General features: G+C 53.3%; 15 protein-coding genes. 14 read left to right on the top strand and 1 reads right to left on the bottom strand.

Annotation, left to right across the window (positions count from 1 at the left end; all coding sequences use genetic code 11):
• Positions 1 to 51 precede the first annotated feature (51 nt).
• The 13 genes from VN24_RS02845 to VN24_RS02790 all read left to right on the top strand — a co-directional run bounded on the left by VN24_RS02845 (position 52) and on the right by VN24_RS02790 (position 14,543).
• Entirely contained in the window at positions 52 to 1,512 is a 1,461-nt protein-coding gene (locus VN24_RS02845) for a CoA-acylating methylmalonate-semialdehyde dehydrogenase (protein ID WP_045669197.1), read from the top strand.
• A gap of 40 nt (positions 1,513 to 1,552) precedes the next feature.
• Entirely contained in the window at positions 1,553 to 2,683 is a 1,131-nt protein-coding gene (gene ald / locus VN24_RS02840; RefSeq protein ID WP_045669196.1) for an alanine dehydrogenase, read from the top strand.
• Between the two features lie 128 nt (positions 2,684 to 2,811).
• Positions 2,812 to 2,937 carry a hypothetical protein gene (locus VN24_RS28400; protein ID WP_274520414.1) on the top strand — a complete coding sequence of 42 codons (126 nt, stop codon included), beginning with the start codon at positions 2,812 to 2,814 and terminating at the stop codon, positions 2,935 to 2,937.
• Between the two features lie 351 nt (positions 2,938 to 3,288).
• Entirely contained in the window at positions 3,289 to 4,674 is a 1,386-nt protein-coding gene (locus VN24_RS02835; RefSeq protein ID WP_045669195.1) for an NAD(P)-dependent oxidoreductase, read from the top strand.
• A gap of 24 nt (positions 4,675 to 4,698) precedes the next feature.
• Positions 4,699 to 5,988 (top strand): NAD-dependent dihydropyrimidine dehydrogenase subunit PreA, encoded by a 1,290-nt coding sequence (gene preA, locus VN24_RS02830; RefSeq protein WP_045669194.1) that lies wholly within the window; start codon positions 4,699 to 4,701, stop codon positions 5,986 to 5,988.
• Positions 5,989 to 5,992: 4 nt separating this feature from the next.
• Positions 5,993 to 7,429, top strand: a complete 1,437-nt coding sequence (gene hydA, locus VN24_RS02825) for a dihydropyrimidinase (RefSeq protein WP_045669193.1) — start codon at positions 5,993 to 5,995, stop codon at positions 7,427 to 7,429.
• Positions 7,413 to 7,637, top strand: coding sequence for a hypothetical protein (locus VN24_RS02820; protein WP_045669192.1), 225 nt, complete (start codon positions 7,413 to 7,415; stop codon positions 7,635 to 7,637). Before hydA ends, VN24_RS02820 begins: the two co-directional genes overlap by 17 nt.
• 34 nt (positions 7,638 to 7,671) lie before the next feature.
• The gene (locus VN24_RS02815) at positions 7,672 to 8,700 is read left to right on the top strand and encodes an Mrp/NBP35 family ATP-binding protein (RefSeq protein ID WP_045669191.1); all 1,029 of its coding nucleotides are present in this window, start codon (positions 7,672 to 7,674) and stop codon (positions 8,698 to 8,700) included.
• Between the two features lie 317 nt (positions 8,701 to 9,017).
• On the top strand, positions 9,018 to 10,337 hold the full coding sequence (locus VN24_RS02810; protein WP_045669190.1) for an ABC transporter substrate-binding protein: 1,320 nt from the start codon (positions 9,018 to 9,020) through the stop codon (positions 10,335 to 10,337).
• A 92-nt stretch (positions 10,338 to 10,429) separates the two neighbouring features.
• On the top strand, positions 10,430 to 11,308 hold the full coding sequence (locus VN24_RS02805; RefSeq protein WP_045669189.1) for a carbohydrate ABC transporter permease: 879 nt from the start codon (positions 10,430 to 10,432) through the stop codon (positions 11,306 to 11,308).
• Positions 11,308 to 12,150: a carbohydrate ABC transporter permease gene (locus VN24_RS02800; RefSeq protein ID WP_238590904.1), complete on the top strand. Its 843-nt coding sequence runs from the start codon at positions 11,308 to 11,310 to the stop codon at positions 12,148 to 12,150. Before VN24_RS02805 ends, VN24_RS02800 begins: the two co-directional genes overlap by 1 nt.
• A gap of 102 nt (positions 12,151 to 12,252) precedes the next feature.
• Positions 12,253 to 13,194 carry a nucleoside hydrolase gene (locus VN24_RS02795; RefSeq protein WP_045669187.1) on the top strand — a complete coding sequence of 314 codons (942 nt, stop codon included), beginning with the start codon at positions 12,253 to 12,255 and terminating at the stop codon, positions 13,192 to 13,194.
• A 476-nt stretch (positions 13,195 to 13,670) separates the two neighbouring features.
• Complete coding sequence (locus VN24_RS02790; protein ID WP_045669186.1) at positions 13,671 to 14,543, top strand: AraC family transcriptional regulator; 873 nt, start codon at positions 13,671 to 13,673, stop codon at positions 14,541 to 14,543.
• Between the two features lie 82 nt (positions 14,544 to 14,625).
• Here VN24_RS02790 and VN24_RS02785 read toward each other — a convergent pair whose 3' ends face one another.
• On the bottom strand, positions 14,626 to 15,531 hold the full coding sequence (locus VN24_RS02785) for an NAD(P)-dependent oxidoreductase (protein ID WP_045669185.1): 906 nt from the start codon (positions 15,529 to 15,531) through the stop codon (positions 14,626 to 14,628).
• A 258-nt stretch (positions 15,532 to 15,789) separates the two neighbouring features.
• On the opposite strand from VN24_RS02785, the gene VN24_RS02780 reads away from it, so the two are divergent.
• Entirely contained in the window at positions 15,790 to 17,139 is a 1,350-nt protein-coding gene (locus VN24_RS02780; RefSeq protein ID WP_045669184.1) for a glucose-6-phosphate isomerase, read from the top strand.
• Positions 17,140 to 17,148 lie beyond the last annotated feature (9 nt).

Raw genomic sequence — 17,148 nt, 5'->3', positions numbered from 1 at the left:
GCCGCATTGCATCAGGAAAGCGAATGTTTATTTATGGAAAGGGGCACCATTATGGGCATGATAACAGGTGTGCAAATTTTGAAAAACTACATCGGCGGCCGCTGGCTGGAAACGCACTCCGGCAAGCATGAGGCGGTCGTCAATCCGGCGACGGAAGAACTGCTGGCCTACGTGCCGCTATCCGACCGGAATGAGCTGAATCAGGCGGTCGCCGCCGCCAAGAAAGCGTTTGGAAGCTGGTCGAAGACGCCGGTGCCGAAGCGGGCGCGCCTGCTGTTCAAATATCAGCAGCTGCTGGTCGAGCATTGGGAAGAGCTGGCGCAAATCATAACGACGGAGAACGGCAAGAGCTACGACGAGGCGTACGGCGAAGTGCAGCGCGGAATCGAATGCGTCGAGTTCGCCGCCGGGGCGCCGACCTTGATGATGGGCAGGCAGCTGCCGGATATTGCATCAAACCTCGAATCGGGCATGTACCGCTATCCGCTCGGCGTCATCGGCGGCATCTCGCCGTTCAACTTTCCGATGATGGTTCCGTGCTGGATGTTCCCGCTCGCGATCGCATGCGGCAATACGTTTGTGCTGAAGCCGTCCGAGCGGACGCCGCTGCTTGCGAACAAGCTCGCCGAGCTGTTTACGGCAGCGGGACTGCCGCCCGGCGTGCTTAATCTGGTGCACGGCTCGCACGAGGTGGTGAACGGGCTGCTGGAGCATCCGGACGTCAAAGCGATTTCGTTCGTCGGTTCCGAGCCGGTTGCGAGACACGTGTACACGACCGCGGCGGCACACGGCAAACGCGTCCAGGCGCTGGCCGGCGCGAAGAACCACTCCATCGTCATGCCGGATGCCGATTTGGATCTGACCGTTCAGCAGATCATCAACGCTGCATACGGCTCCGCCGGCGAGCGGTGCATGGCGGCGTCGGTCGTGGTGGCGGTTGGCGACGTTGCGCAGCCGCTTATCAGCCGGCTCGCGCAGGCTGCCGACGACATTACGATCGGCAACGGAATGGACAAAGGCGTTTTCCTCGGACCGGTCATCCGCGATGCGCACAAGTCGCGAACGGTAAAGTATATCGAGACGGGCGTAAATGAAGGGGCTCACCTGGTGCGTGATGGCCGCAACGATGCTAAATTTTCGGAAGAAGGCTATTACGTCGGTCCGACGCTGTTCGACCACGTGACGACCGGGATGACGATCTGGAAAGACGAGATTTTTGCGCCGGTACTGTCGGTCGTTCGTGCGGCTTCGCTCGACGAAGCGATCGAGGTGGCCAACCGGTCGGAATACGCGAACGGGGCGTGTATTTTTACGCAAAACGGCAGCCATGTGAGAACGTTCCGCGACAATATCGATGCCGGCATGCTCGGCGTTAATCTCGGGGTTCCCGCGCCGATGGCGTTTTTCCCGTTCTCAGGCTCCAAAAAATCGTTTTACGGCGACCTGCATGCGAACGGACCGGACGGCGTCGAGTTTTACACGCGCAAAAAGATGGTCACCGCCCGCTGGTAAGCGAGGCGTCATTTAAGGAAAATCGGGAGGCGTTTTCGTTATGAAAATCGGAGTTCCGAAGGAAATCAAAAACAATGAAAACCGTGTGGGGATGACCCCGGCCGGTGTGACGGCGCTCAAAGCGAACGGGCACGAGGTGCTGATCGAGGCCGGGGCGGGCCTCGGCAGCGGATTTACGGACGAGGCTTACGCGGGGGCGGGCGCGACGATCGTATCGACCGCGAAGGAAGCGTGGTCCGGCGATATGGTCGTGAAAGTGAAGGAGCCGCTGGCGGAGGAGTACGGCTTTTTCCGGGAAAATCTCGTGTTGTTCACTTACTTGCATCTGGCTCCCGAGCCGGAACTGACGAAAGCGCTGGTGGACAGCAAAGTCGTCGGAATCGCCTATGAGACGATTCAGCTCGAGAACGGGTCGCTGCCGCTGCTGGCGCCGATGAGCGAGGTTGCCGGCCGGATGTCGGTGCAGCTGGGCGCGCAATTTTTGCAAAAAACGGAGGGCGGCAAAGGGGTGCTGCTTGGCGGCATTCCGGGCGTCGCTCCTGCCGAGGTTGTCATCGTCGGCGGCGGGATCGTCGGTACGAACGCGGCGAAAATCGCCATCGGCATGGGTGCGAGCGTGACGCTGCTCGATATTAACCCGGATCGACTGCGCCAGCTGGACGATATGTTCCAAGGACGGCTGAAGACGTTAATGTCCAACGCCTACAACCTGCAGGAAGCGGTAGCCAAGTCCGATCTGCTGATCGGCGCCGTTCTCATTCCGGGAGCCCGCGCTCCGCGCCTTGTGACCAAAGAAATGGTGCAGGGGATGAAGCCGGGATCGGTCATCGTCGACGTGGCGATCGATCAGGGCGGTTCTATTGAAACAGTCGACCGCATTACGACCCATTCGAATCCGACCTATGAAAAATACGGTGTCGTTCACTATGCCGTAGCGAACATCCCCGGTGCCGTCGCGCGCACCTCTACCGTCGGGCTCACGAACGTCACGCTGCCTTATGCGCTGCAAATCGCCGATTACGGCTATCAACAGGCCGCTCTCCGCAACAAGGCGCTCGCAAAAGGAATTAACACCGTTAACGGAAAAGTGACCTATAAGCCGGTCGCGGGCGCGCACGGTTATGTCTATACGCCGGTTGAAACGGTACTGGAAAATTCGATTCCCGTTTAACGCTTGCGTATGTTCCGCCGATAGATAACCGCCCTGACGAAAGGGCAGACAATCTGCATCCCTCAATTAAATACAGCCGTTTATTACATTTCCGGAATTTGAACGTTAAGTTCCGGATTTTTGTTTAAATGCCGCCGTTTCGTTACCCGGCGCATGGCGATGCCGAAGCTGATGTCCAAGTCGATGCCGATCGCCGCGCGCCGCTCTCCTTGATTTCCCTGATCTTCTTCTCGAACGCCAGTGATATAAATTAACGTATATGTAACTTAATTTTGTGAACGAAACGGACATTGCTTTTCATTCTATTTGACAAAATGCACAAAAAAATAAGGATCGCATACTACAAATAGTATGTTTACTAGCGGCGGGAGAACTGTATAATTGAATTACATCATGCGAAAGGGAACCGATCTTACCGAAAAATGCAATGATATCGGATTCTTTAGCAGCACTTCGTTAAAAAATGTGACATATAACGTCATTTTAAGTTGGGCTGCGAATATAAATCGTTTATAGCAAATGAATTAATAGGGATTCAGACGCGGCAGAAAAGTTGACATGTTCAAAGAATTTCCAATGAACTTTACTTCCTGGGAGGACCGAGTATGGACAATCAATTTCGTTTAGGAACGCTTGCGCCGGAAAAGCTTCAACAAAATTTTGCCGAGGTGCAGCCGGGGCTGACGCCGAAAGCGGCGATGGAAGAGTCGAACCGGTGTTTATACTGCTATGACGCCCCCTGCATCAAAGCTTGCCCGACGAGCATTAATATCCCTTCTTTTATTAAACGAATCGCAACCGGGAACGTGAAAGGCGCCGCGAAGACGATTATGGAATCCAATCCGGTCGGCGCAAGCTGCGCGCGCGTTTGTCCGACGGAGGAGCTGTGCGAAGGGGCGTGCGTGCTGAACGACGCTTCGGAGCCGATCGCAATCGGCCTGCTGCAGCGCTATGCAACCGACTGGGCGATGGAAAGCGGCAAGCCGCTGTTTGAACCGGGACCGTCCAACGGGAAAAAGGTAGCCGTCATCGGCGCCGGTCCGGCCGGGCTGTCTGCGGCCCGAGAGCTCGCGCGGGACGGCTTTGCGGTGAAGGTATACGACTCCAAGCCGCTTGCGGGCGGTTTGAACACGCACGGCATCGTCTCTTTCCGTCTTCCGCAATCGGTAGCGCTTTGGGAAGCGGAGCAGGTAGCGAATCTCGGCGTCGACATCCAGACGGGAATTACGGTCGGCAAAGACATTTCCGCCGAGCAGCTTATTAGCGACAACGATGCCGTCGTATTGGCGGCCGGCATGGGCAATGTGCCTTCGCTTGGCATTGAAGGCGAAAACCTTTCCGGCGTGTACGACGCGATCCAGTTCGTCGAGAGCACCAAGACGATGGCGAATGCGGCTTCCATTAAGCTGAGTGGAGCGCGGGTAGCTGTTATCGGTGCCGGCAATACCGCCATCGACGCCGCTACCTGCTCGGTGCGGCTCGGTGCGGACAACGTCAAGATCGTTTACAGACGGACGAAGGACGAGATGACGGCTTACGATTTCGAGTACGATTTCGCCAAGCAGGACGGAGTGGAATTCAGCTGGCTGACGGCACCGAAGCGTATTATCGGCGACAGCGAAGGCAAAGTTACGCATCTGGAATGCGTGCGCATGGTATTGTCCGGTAATGGGGGCAAGGATGGAAGACCTGTCCCGGTTCCGGTCGAAGGCTCCGAGTTTCTGATGCCGGTCGACGCGGTCATTTTGGCGATCGGACAGACACGGCACAACGCCTTGATCGAAGCGTTCGGGCTCCGGCATGACCGGGGTGTCGTTATCGTGGATGACGTTACGAAGCAAACGTCGGATCCGAAAGTATATGCGGCGGGCGATATTGTATTTGGCGCCGGAGGCGGGGAAGCGATGGTCGTATCGGCGGCCGAGCAAGGAAAGCAGGCGGCGAAAGCGATTATCGGGAAGTTTGCTCCGCAAAATCACGTCATCATCTGATCGAATACGAAGGAGGAATTATACATGGCCGATTTAAAGATCAATCTTGCCGGAATTGAATCTCCCAATCCGTTTTGGCTGGCGTCGGCGCCGCCTACGAATACGGGCTATCAGGTGCAGCGCGCATTCGAAGCGGGCTGGGGCGGAGCGGTTTGGAAGACGCTTGGGGATCCGATCATCAATACGTCCTCCCGATTTGCAGCCGTCAATTTCAACGGCCAGCGCGTAGCGGGCTTCAACAACATCGAGCTCATTACCGATCGTCCGCTCGAAGTGAACTTGAAGGAAATCTATGAAACGAAAAAGAGATTCCCGAACCATGCGATTATTGCCTCCCTTATGGTCGAGCCGAAACGTGAAAAATGGCACGAAATCGTCAAACGGGTAGAGGCGATCGGCGTCGACGGACTGGAGCTCAACTTCGGCTGTCCGCACGGGATGGCGGAACGCGGAATGGGCGCGGCATCCGGCCAGCAGCCCGACCTGGTGGAAATGCAAACGTACTGGGTTAAAGAAGTGGCGCAAACGCCGGTTATCGTCAAGCTGACCCCAAACATTACCGATATCACCGTAACGGCGCGCCATGCCGTCAAAGGCGGCGGCGACGCGATCAGCCTGATCAATACGATCAACAGCCTTGCCGGCGTCGACATCCATACGTGGAATACGATTCCGCACGTTGGCGGCAAAGGCGCCCATGGCGGTTATTGCGGCCCGGCCGTGAAGCCGATTGCCCTCAGCATGCTGGCCGAATGCGCCCGCGATTCGGAAGTAAACGTTCCGATTTCCGGTATCGGCGGCATCTCGACGTGGCAGGATGTCGTGGAGTTTTTGCTGATGGGCGCAACTGGCATTCAGGTTTGTACGGCCGCGATGCACCACGGCTTCCGGATCGTCGAGGAAATGATTGACGGATTGAACAACTATCTCGACGAGAAAGGGCTTAAATCCGTCACGGAGCTGACCGGCAAAAGCGTCGAGAAATATTCGAACTGGGGGGACCTCGACCTCAACTACAGAGTTGTGGCGCGGATTAATACAGACACGTGCATTAACTGCAACAAGTGTCATATCGCCTGCGAAGACACTTCCCACCAATGTATCGATATGCTTACGAACGAAGACGGCAAAAATTATTTGCAGGTTCGGGAAGACGACTGCGTAGGCTGCAACCTCTGTTCGATCGTATGCCCGGTTGACGGCGCGATCGACATGGTGGAGCTGCCGAGCGATCAGCCGCCGATGACCTGGAATGAAAGACAGAGCGCAATTGCCGCGCTGAACGCGCAATCCACTGAGGTGGAGGTGGGCTAAACCGATGAAAAAACTGATCAAAAACGGCATTGTCGCAACCGCAACGGACATCTACGAAGCTGATATTTTAATCGATGGCGGAATCGTGTCCGCCATCGGAACCGGTCTGAACGCGGAAGGGGCCGAAGTGATCGACGCTTCGGGCTGTTATGTATTCCCGGGAGGAATCGACCCGCATACGCATCTGGATATGCCGTTTGGCGGAACCGTAACGAAGGATGATTTTGAGTCGGGTACGATCGCGGCCGCTTTCGGAGGCACGACAACGGTCATTGACTTCTGCTTAACCTCCAAAGGCGTTCCGCTCCGTTCCGCGATTGAGACCTGGCATGCCAAATCGGAAGGGAAAGCCGTCATCGACTACGGCTTTCACCTGATGATTTCCGAGATCAACGACGAAACGCTGAGCCAGCTGCCCGCCATTATTGCGGACGAAGGCATCACGTCGTTTAAAGTGTTTATGGCGTATAAAAATGTGTTCCAAGCCGATGACGGAACGCTATACCGGACGCTTAAAGTAGCCAAAGAGCACGGAGCGCTTGTCATGGTGCATGCCGAGAACGGCGATGTCATCGATATTCTGATCGCCGAAGCGCTGGCGGCGGGCAATACGGACCCGATCTATCATGCGCTGACCCGTCCTTCCGAGCTGGAAGGCGAAGCGACGGGGAGGGCGATCACGCTCACCGAGCTTGCCGATTCCCAGCTGTACGTCGTGCACGTCACGTGCGCCGAAGCGGCTGAAAAAATCGCCGAAGCGCGAAAGCGTGGGCTGAATGTTTACGGCGAAACGTGTCCGCAGTACTTGACGCTTGATGTAACCGCGCTCGAGAAGCCGGATTTCGAAGGCGCGAAATATGTATGGTCGCCGCCGCTCCGGGAGCAGTGGCATCAGGAGAAGCTGTGGAACGCGCTGCGCAGCGGGCAGCTGCAGACGCTCGGATCGGACCAATGCTCGTTTGACTTTAAGGGGCAGAAGGATCTGGGCATCTCGGACTTCTCGAAAATACCGAACGGCGGACCGACGATTGAAGACCGCTTCAGCATTCTGTATTCCGAAGGCGTGGCCAAAGGGAGGATCTCGATTAACCAATTCGTCGATATCGTCTCGACGTCCAGCGCCAAGCTGTTCGGGCTGTTTCCGAAGAAAGGCACGATCGCCGTCGGCAGCGACGCCGACCTGGTCATCTTCGATCCGACTGCCCAGCGGGTCATGTCGGCTGAAACCCATCATATGAAAGTGGATTACAACGCATTCGAAGGCATGAGCGTCACCGGAGAACCGGTATCGGTCTTGAGCCGCGGCGAGTTTGTCATTCACGACAAGCAGTTCGTCGGCAAGCCGGGCGCGGGACAATACTTGCGGCGTTCGCGTTTCAATCAAGCCGCGCTTGCGCCGGCAAATAAGTTAAGGGGGTTGTCCAATGTCGGCAGCAGATGAGTATTTGAAGGAAAAAGAACAAATCGACGATTTGCTGCAGCGCGGTTTTTCCATCGTCGGCATCCGGGAAGAGCTGGACGGCACGGATGTGAAGTTTAAGCGGAAAGGGACCGACGGCGAGTATGAGGAGCTGCGCCTGCTGACGGCGGATGCGCGAAAATACGTATCGACTTTTATCGTTCATTTTTTTAAGCAGTTGAACGCTTGATAGCGGGACATGAGTGTGAAGGCAGGTAGGCTACATGACAAAAGATGAAATTATCGCTTCGCTTTCAGATATTCCTCAGGCGTCTCGTCTTATACGGGATGTCGTCGTAAAAAACAAGGCGGTATACCTTACGCTGCTTATTAATGCGCAGGATCGCGATTCGTCGTCCGGTCTTAAAGAGACCGTAGACCGGCGAGTTCGCGAGTGCGGGGCGGATGAAGTTCATATCCGCTCCAAAGCGCTCGGCGGTACGGAATGGGAGCGGATGATGTCCGAGGGGGATCAACCGGCTTCCGCTGTGGACGAGCCTGATCGGACGGCTCCGCCTCAAGCGGATGTATGCTACATTGCCGTAACGAGCGGGAAGGGCGGCGTCGGCAAGTCGACGGTCACCTTGAACCTGGCCTATGCGCTTGCCCGGTCCGGGAAAAGGGTCGGCATTATCGATGCCGACATTTACGGATTCAGTATTCCGGATATGCTCGGTCTCAATCAGCGGCCGCAGGTGCGCGGCCAGAAGGTGGTACCGCTGGAGCGGGACGGCATCAAATTGATCTCGATGGGCTTTTTCGTTGAGGACAATTCACCGGTCATTTGGCGGGGGCCGATGCTCGGGAGGATGCTGAAGAGCTTCTTGTTCGATGTGGATTGGGGAAAGCTTGATTATTTGCTGCTCGATCTGCCCCCTGGAACGGGTGATGTGGCACTTGATATCCATCAGTGGCTTCCGCAGGCGAAGGAAATCATCGTCACGACGCCGCACAAGACGGCGGCTCATGTCGCGGCGCGCGCCGGCACGATGGCGATTCAGACGAAGCACGAAATCGTCGGCGTCATCGAGAATATGTCGTACTTGACGGATGAAGCCGGGCAAAAAAGCTACATCTTCGGACGCGGAGGCGGCGAGGCTCTTTCCCGGGATCTTAACACGGAGCTGCTTGCGCAAATTCCGCTTCAGCCTTCGGCTGACGCGGACAAGCCGCAATCGGTGTTTGAATTAAACAGCGGAGCCGGCCGCATATACGCCGAGCTTGCGGGGCTCGTTTGTGCAAAAACGGGTTAAAAGGGAACATCGATGTGACATTCAATATTTGGATCATTTGTTAATAAATAATGATAATACACAACCGCATCCGTCAATGTATGCGGTTTCTCATCTGTTTTTTTGACCGATAATTTTTTATGTCATATTTATTTACATTTTCTGCGTTTAAATTTATAATTAAGCAAAATTATTGAATCAATAAACAAATTACCTGACATCATGAGAGAGGGGGGTGTGAACAAGCGAATCGAGCATTAGTCATTCGTTACTTGTGATTATCAATGCAGCTGGAACAGGCTTTAGGAGAACAATATTCCGTTATGGGGGTCTAATCGATGAATAAAGCGAAAAGATTGAGCGTTGCAGTTCTTGCATTCGTTTTGATGGTTACATTGGCGGCATGCGGCGGCAAATCGGAGTCAACGAGCGGCTCGGAGGGCTCGGGCAACGCCAAAGACAGCGAGGAAACCGTCGAACTTTCGCTTTGGACGGACTGGGCGAAAGATGATCCGTATTCGATGCAATATTTTGAGCGGATGGAGCAGTTCAAAGCCGCTTATCCGAACATTAAGATTAAAATGGAATTCATTCCTTACGGCGAATACAACGTCAAATTGCAAACGCAGGCAGCGGGAGGCCAGCTCCCCGATATGATGCAGCTTATTATCGGCGGAACGTTTCTGGAGCCGATTGCCCGCGCCGGGCTGCTGATGCCGATCGACGACATCGTAGGCGAGTGGAAGGACAAGAAGATTCCGGCAGGACTGCTGAAGGAATTTGCGGTTGACGGCAAGCAATATGCGATTCCGGCTGAGGTTAACTATACGAGCATGATTTTCTATAACAAAAAGCTATTGGCGGAGCTCGGTTACAATGAATTCCCGAAAACCTACTCCGATTTGCTGGCTTTAATTAAAGCCGCTAACGATAAAAAAATTACGCCGATCTCCCTTGGCAACAAAACGACGATGGTTGTACCGGCTTCCTACCTGTCGGTCATTACGAACCGTATTGCCGGCGGCGACTTCAACGAACAGGTAGTTGCCAAAACGAAAAAGCTCACAGATCCTGAATTTGTCTCCTCTCTGAACATTATCAAAGAGCTGGCTGACAAAAAAGCATTCAATCCGGACGCGAACAATATCGACAACAACCAGGCGACGGATCGTTTTGTGGCGGGACAATCGGTGATGTATATTGACGGAAGCTGGGCGATTAAGCCGATTATTGCAAGCAAATCCAGTGACTTCGAGCTTGGCTTTGCCTTCTTCCCTTCCATTGACGGAGGGAAAGGAGACCCGATGTCGCTGCCTGCGGGCACCAACCAAGGGATCGGCCTCAACGCCAAGCTGGATGGCAAGAAGAAGGAAGCGGCCCAGACGTTCGTTAAGTTCATGTACGGCGACGAACTGTTCCAAAGCCTGCTGAAAGGCGGCGCCCTCGTGACGGGGAACGTAGACCTTCCGAGCGATCTCGATCCGGATTTCCAGGAGATGATCAAGCTTACGAAGCAAGTAACGAGCATTTCGAGCTCCTTTGACGGCGTTATGCCTAAAGATGTCGGTACGACGATCGACACCGGGCTGCAAGGTCTGATACTGGGAAGCGTCGCTCCGGAAAAACTGGCGGCTGACGGACAAAAGCTGCTACCTTAACGCTTAGAGTCAATAAGTCATTCTTCATTCAGGCGGAGGGGGCGAATCGAAGGTTGGTTCGCCTCCTTCTACTTTGCTAAAGGAGAAACTCTATGCATATCCTGTATCGCCGGAAATGGCTAATAGCTGCCGGGCTGTTCCCGGCCTTATTCTTTTACGTTGTGTTTGCCCTCTATCCCATTGTCAATTCGTTCTATTATTCTTTCTTTAAATGGGACGGCTTCACTCAGATGCATTGGCTGGGCCTTGGCAACTATGCGGAATTGATTCGCGACAGCGTGTTCTGGAACTCGCTGAGAAACAACGTCTATATCGTTGTCACTTCCATTTTGCTGCAAATCCCGGCGGGACTGTTTTTTGCGATTATTCTAAACGGCCGGATTTTGAAAGGAAGGGCGCTTTTCAAAACGGTTTTTTTCATGCCGGTTGTTCTTTCCACGGTCGTCATCTCTTTATTCTGGAGCATGATGTACAATTACCAGGTCGGTCTGATCAACAGTTTTTTCCGCATCGTCGGGATGGATTCGTGGGTGCAAAACTGGCTGGGCGAACCGCGGTTTTCGATCTTTATGATCTGCATCATGATCATTTGGCAGTACAGCGGATTTTACATGATCATTTTTTTGGCGGCGTTGCAAAATATTTCGAGTGAAGTGCTGGAAGCGGCCGATATTGACGGTGCGTCCGGACTCCGCAAAGTGTGGAGCGTCACGCTGCCGATGCTTTCCGATACGATTTTTACATCAATAGCGTTATGTATAAGCGGCAGCCTGCGAACGTTCGACATTATTTATGTCATGACCAAAGGCGGTCCGAACCATGCGACGGAAGTGATGGCAACCTATATGTTTCAGAGCACGTTCTCTGCAGGCAGATACGGGTATGGAAGCACGATCTCAACCGCGATTTTTATCGTAAGCTTTTTGTTAATTGTCATTAGCCGGATGGCAATCCGGAAGCTTCAGAGGTGATGAACATGGTGACGACAAAGAGGATACCCGCAACCCACAGACTGATGCAGCTGTTGTTTTTACTGCTGCTGCTCCTCAATATTTATCCCATTGTATGGATTATCCTTAATTCGTTTCGAACCGATAAAGAGTTGAATGTGCACCCGTTCCGTCTGCCGGAGCAGCTGTTATGGAGCAACTACTCGAAGGCGTGGGAGACGGCTAATCTTGGACTTTATTTTTTCAATAGTCTGGTCATCAGCGTGGCCGCTGTACTCGTAACGCTTGTTATAGGGGCGTTGGCCGCTTTTTTTCTAAGCCGATTTGAATTTAAAGCAAAATCGTTTGTGTTTGGGTTGTTTGTGCTCGGGATGCTCATTCCGATTCATGCGACGCTTGTGCCGTTGTTTATTGAAATGAAGCAGCTGCATCTGCTTAATACGCGGTTTACGCTGCTGTTCCCTTATGTGGCCTTCAATTTGCCGCTTGTCATTTATCTGCTGGTCAGCTTTATGAATCCGTTCCCGAAAGACCTTGAAGAAGCGGCCATCATGGACGGCAGCGGCGTGATGACGATATTCGGCAAAGTTATTTTTCCGATGCTTCGTCCGGCGCTTGTGACGGCGTTTATTCTTACGTTTCTGAATAACTGGAATGAGCTTTCGTTCGCCCTCGTCCTCATTAATGAAGATGAATTAAAAACGCTGCCGCTCGGACTGGCCAATCTCTCGGGACAGCACGCCAACAACTATACGTTGCAGATGGCGGCCGTCACCATTGTCCTTATTCCGACGATTTTATTTTATGTGCTGCTGCAAAAGCATTTAACGGAAGGGATGACGTCGGGAGCCGTCAAAGGTTAAACCGAAACGGAGCGTTACGGCGGAATGGCAGGACGCAAAGTTGAAGGCTGCTGGCATTGACGGTGAGCAGACAGCGAATTTTGGAATAAAGGAAGGCCGCTCATGATTAAGGGTACGAAACGAAAAATCATAATAGACTGCGATCCGGGACATGACGACGCCATTGCGATTTTGTTGGCAGCCGGCGCCCGCGAGAGCATCGAATTGGCAGCCATTACAACGGTGGCGGGCAATGCGGAAATCGGGAAGACGACGCGAAACGCGCTGCAAGTGTGCGAGATGGCCGGAATCCTTGACGTTGCCGTCGCTCAAGGAGCCGGTCAGCCGCTGGTGCGCATGCGGGAAACGGCGCCGAGCATCCACGGCGATACCGGTATGGACGGTCCCAAGCTGCCGGAACCCCGGCTGAAGCCGGCAGAAGAACATGCCGTCGATCTGATCATTCGCAAGCTGCTGGAGTCGGATGGCGACATTACGCTCGTGCCTACGGGACCACTGACCAATATAGCGATGGCGATGAGACGGGAACCGGCCATTTTGCCTAAGATTAAGGAAATCGTACTGATGGGAGGCGGCACGTTCGGCAACTGGACACCGGCGGCCGAGTTTAATATTTATGCCGATGCCGAAGCAGCCAAGGTCGTCTTCGAGAGCGGCGTTCCGCTGACGATGATGGGACTCGATGTCACGCACCAGGCGCTGGTGACGCCGGCAATAAGCGCCGGCTTCGCAGCGATCGGAACACCGGCCGCAGCATTTGTTGGGGAGCTGATCGTATATTTCCGCGAGGCTTACCGCGATGTGTTCGGTTTTACCGATCCGCCGGTTCATGACGTATGCTGCGTCGCTTATTGTATCGATCCGACGATATTTGAATGCCGGAAGCTGCATGTGGATATCGAAACGAAGGGAGAATTCAGTTACGGAATGACGGTCATTGACCAAACGGGGGTGACCGGCAAGGAAGCGAACGTCAATGTGGCGTTTGAACTGGATTTCGGGAAGTTTTGGGACCTGATCCTCGGGGCTGTCGCCAAATTATAGCTTCAGGTAACGTATCATAACAGAGAGTCCATTAATGGAAACCGGACGTTGCGCGCCTGCAGGCTGCAACGTCCGGTTTTTTTATGATAAAGAAAAACATGCGTTCGTACATCTTTTTTCTTGTCTAATTATCCACGTCGTAAAATTCCTACCAAAATACATTTTTTTCGGTCCAAGCACATGTTCAGGCAATAAAAGCCTTGAATACCTGCGCGATCGCAGGAATTTCCTCTCAACATGCGATTTCGGTCGGTAATACCTGCACATTCGCAGGCTTAGAAAGACTCGTCTGCGCGGACTGCCTCGGGGTATGCCTCTTTGGAGCTTACCCAACAATGCGGTCGCTCATCTTCGAATGACTCCGACAGAAGTTTTTCTTTCGATGAATCGGATATTCAACACGGCATAATTGTGCACGAAATGTCGGATGGGTACATTCAACTCCTGCTATTCTATTGATAAAGGAGGTTGTTTCATTGGATTTGCTGCAAAAGATGAACGGAGCGATTAAGTATATTGAAGATAACCTTACGAACGATATTGACTTCAAAGCAGCGGCTAGGCTCGCATTTTGCTCCGAATACCATTTTAAGAGGATGTTTTCCTTCCTTGCCGGCATTTCGCTATCGGAATATATCCGTCGCAGACGCCTAACTCTTGCAGCATTTGAGCTTCAAGACAGCAGCGTAAAGGTCATTGACATTGCGATAAAATACGGGTACAACTCACCGGATTCTTTTGCAAGGGCTTTTCAAAATCTGCATGGTATAACGCCGTCAGAAGCAAGAAATAATGGTCAATCACTTAAAGCGTACCCTCGAATGACCTTCCAGTTATCGATTAAAGGAGGAAGTGAAATGAACTATCGTTTTGAAGAAAAAGGGGCTTTTCGCATTATTGGCATTAAGAAAAGAGTTCCGATCATTTTCAACGGTGTTAATCCGGAGATTGCCTCGATGTGGGAAAGTTTAGACGGTGAAACGATCAATAAACTTAAAAAGCTTTCTAATGTCGAGCCTTTGGGACTGCTTAGTGCATCCACGAACTTTTCAGAAGGCAGAATGGAGGAAAAAGGGGAGCTTGATCACTTTATTGGCGTGGCAACAACAATGGAGTGTCCGGATAATCTGGTACAACTTGAAGTTCCTGCCTCAATATGGGCTGTATTCGAAGCAATCGGACCTTTTCCCGATACGCTGCAAGATGTATGGGGACGCATTTATTCCGAATGGTTTCCTTCCTCGAACTATGAGCAAATAGAAGGTCCGGAAATCCTGTGGAATGAGAATAAAGATGTAACCTCGCCAACGTTTAGAAGCGAAATATGGATACCGGTTGCGAAAAAGTAATCGAATGCGTGATATTTATCTTATCTTTCATCGCGAAACCTTTGATCGCCTATAAAGATGGCGATCAAAGGTTTCTGTCTGTTTACTTGTAAACCGGCTCGCCGCTGTTCAGCTTCGTACCGGCCCACTGCTCGTATACTTTGGCAACCGCGCAAAGATCCAGTTCGCCGTGACCGTCCGCCTCAGCGGCCTGAAACAGCGTTTTGGCCGCTTCGAGCATCGGCGTCGGCACCTTCAGACCGTCCGAGAGGACCGAAGCGAGACGCAGATCTTTCAGCATGAGCGACAATCCGAACTGCACGCTGTAATCGGCGCCGAGCAGCTTCGGTGTCTTCAGCTCGGATGTTTTGCTTCCGGCCACTCCGCCGTTGACGATTTGCGTGAACTTGTTCAAATCGAGCCCGCCGCTCGCCGCGATAATCAGCCCTTCCGCCAGAGCGACATTGCTGATGCCGACAATCGCGTTGTGGGACAGTTTGGCGACAGCTCCGCTTCCGCTCGGGCCCATATGGATGATTTTCGTGCCCATCGCGCTGATGACCGGCTCCGCCCGCTTCAATACGTCGGCTTCGCCGCCGATCATGAAGAGCAAGGTGCCGTTTACCGCTCCCGGCTTGCTTCCGGTTACGGGCGCATCCAGAAACGAAGCGCCCAGCTTGCCGGCCTTAACCGCCAGCTCGCGCGCAAGCGAGGGCGAGATCGTGCTGCTGTCCATCAAGATCATCCCCGGGCGTACGACGCTGAACACGCCGTCTTCGCCTTCATAGATTTCACGGACAACATCGTCGTTGCTCAGCATCGTAATAACCGTATCGGCTTCCGCAGCCGCCTCGGCAGGGGTGGAAGCTACTTTTGCTCCAAATGCAGCCAACTCCTCCGCTTTGCTGCGCGTGCGGTTGTAGACGGTAACGGAAAATCCTTTTTTCAGCAGATTCTCCGTCATGGGGGCGCCCATCGCGCCAAGTCCGATAAATGCGATTGAACTCATATTCTCCACCGGCCTTTCTGACGAATTTTAACCCTGTCAATTCCATTTTATCACAAGGTTGGGCGTGCGGACTATTGGACAGTATTCGCTAACGCACCGCCGCAAGATGTCGAAATAACGTGAAGCTTCCATGAAGGTCCCGTTTGATTGCTTGTTTTCAATTCCCAAATCCAGTATGCTAAATTAAGGCCAATAGGCGATAAGTCCGGACAAGCACCGGTGAACATGCGGTTAAAACCTAAGGAGGGAACGATTTTCATGAGCAAGACCATTCAATTCGACTACAGCAAAGCGCTGACTTTTGTCGGTCAGAATGAAATCGACAATTTCGCGGAACCGATCCGCCTCGCCCACGAGCAGCTGCACAACGGTACGGGTGCGGGCTCCGATTACCTCGGTTGGATCGACCTCCCGACGGCATACGACAAAGAAGAATTCGCCCGCATCCAAAGCGCGGCAAAGAAAATTCAATCCGATTCGGACGCGCTCGTCGTTATCGGCATCGGCGGTTCGTATTTGGGCGCCCGCGCCGCAATCGAAATGCTCTCGCATTCGTTCTATAACATTCTTCCGGATGGACAACGCAAAACGCCGCAAATCTTTTTTGCCGGCAACAACATCAGCTCCACTTATGTAACGCATCTGCTGCAAGTGCTGGAAGGCCGCAACTGGTCGATCAACGTCATCTCCAAATCCGGCACGACGACCGAGCCTGCGCTCGCATTCCGCATTTTCCGCGAAGAACTGGAGAAAAAATACGGCAAAGAAGAAGCGCGTAAACGGATTTATGCCACAACCGACAAAGCAAGAGGCGCGCTCAAAAAACTGGCGACCGAAGAAGGCTACGAGTCTTTCATCATTCCGGACGACGTAGGCGGACGCTACTCCGTACTGACGGCTGTAGGCCTGCTGCCGATCGCCGCTGCCGGCATCGACATCGAATCGATCATGAAAGGCGCGGCTGACGCGTCCAAAGAATACAACAATCCTAACGTAGCGGAGAACGAAGCGTATCAATACGCGGCTGCCCGCAACGCCCTGTACCGCAAAGGCAAAGTAACGGAAATTCTCGTCAACTATGAGCCGTCCCTGCACTTCGTGTCGGAGTGGTGGAAGCAGCTGTACGGCGAGAGCGAAGGGAAAGACCATAAAGGCATCTACCCGGCATCGGTCGATTTCTCCACGGACCTGCACTCCATGGGCCAATTTATCCAGGAAGGCAACCGCAACCTGTTCGAAACCGTCATTCAAGTCGGCGAAGCGCCGGAGCAAATTACGATCGGCAGCGACCCGGACGATCTGGACGGCCTGAACTTTCTGAGCGGCAAAACGATGGATTTTGTCAACAAAAAAGCGTTCGAAGGAACGCTGCTTGCCCATACGGACGGCCAAGTTCCGAACTTGATCGTGAACATCGCCGACATGACCCCGTACACGTTCGGCTACCTTGTTTATTTCTTCGAAATCGCGTGCGGCGTCAGCGGATATCTGTCCGGCGTCAATCCGTTCGACCAGCCGGGTGTTGAAGCGTACAAAAAGAACATGTTCGCTTTGCTGGGCAAACCGGGCTTCGAAGAAGAAAAAGCCGCTCTCGAAGCGCGCTTGTAAAATAAATAT

It is taken from the genome of Paenibacillus beijingensis, assembly GCF_000961095.1.
Lineage (GTDB): Bacteria > Bacillota > Bacilli > Paenibacillales > Paenibacillaceae > Paenibacillus_O > Paenibacillus_O beijingensis.
This window is presented reverse-complemented; position numbering and strand designations above follow the sequence as displayed.

What these genes read in the sequence shown, in the direction of transcription:
- VN24_RS02845 (WP_045669197.1), top strand. Translation starts at nt 52, where the DNA reads ATGGGCATGATAACAGGTGTGCAAATTTTGAAAAACTACATCGGCGGC.
- ald (WP_045669196.1), top strand. Translation starts at nt 1,553, where the DNA reads ATGAAAATCGGAGTTCCGAAGGAAATCAAAAACAATGAAAACCGTGTG.
- VN24_RS28400 (WP_274520414.1), top strand. Translation starts at nt 2,812, where the DNA reads ATGCCGCCGTTTCGTTACCCGGCGCATGGCGATGCCGAAGCTGATGTC.
- VN24_RS02835 (WP_045669195.1), top strand. Translation starts at nt 3,289, where the DNA reads ATGGACAATCAATTTCGTTTAGGAACGCTTGCGCCGGAAAAGCTTCAA.
- preA (WP_045669194.1), top strand. Translation starts at nt 4,699, where the DNA reads ATGGCCGATTTAAAGATCAATCTTGCCGGAATTGAATCTCCCAATCCG.
- hydA (WP_045669193.1), top strand. Translation starts at nt 5,993, where the DNA reads ATGAAAAAACTGATCAAAAACGGCATTGTCGCAACCGCAACGGACATC.
- VN24_RS02820 (WP_045669192.1), top strand. Translation starts at nt 7,413, where the DNA reads ATGTCGGCAGCAGATGAGTATTTGAAGGAAAAAGAACAAATCGACGAT.
- VN24_RS02815 (WP_045669191.1), top strand. Translation starts at nt 7,672, where the DNA reads ATGACAAAAGATGAAATTATCGCTTCGCTTTCAGATATTCCTCAGGCG.
- VN24_RS02810 (WP_045669190.1), top strand. Translation starts at nt 9,018, where the DNA reads ATGAATAAAGCGAAAAGATTGAGCGTTGCAGTTCTTGCATTCGTTTTG.
- VN24_RS02805 (WP_045669189.1), top strand. Translation starts at nt 10,430, where the DNA reads ATGCATATCCTGTATCGCCGGAAATGGCTAATAGCTGCCGGGCTGTTC.
- VN24_RS02800 (WP_238590904.1), top strand. Translation starts at nt 11,308, where the DNA reads ATGAACATGGTGACGACAAAGAGGATACCCGCAACCCACAGACTGATG.
- VN24_RS02795 (WP_045669187.1), top strand. Translation starts at nt 12,253, where the DNA reads ATGATTAAGGGTACGAAACGAAAAATCATAATAGACTGCGATCCGGGA.
- VN24_RS02785 (WP_045669185.1), bottom strand. Translation starts at nt 15,531, where the DNA reads ATGAGTTCAATCGCATTTATCGGACTTGGCGCGATGGGCGCCCCCATG.
- VN24_RS02780 (WP_045669184.1), top strand. Translation starts at nt 15,790, where the DNA reads ATGAGCAAGACCATTCAATTCGACTACAGCAAAGCGCTGACTTTTGTC.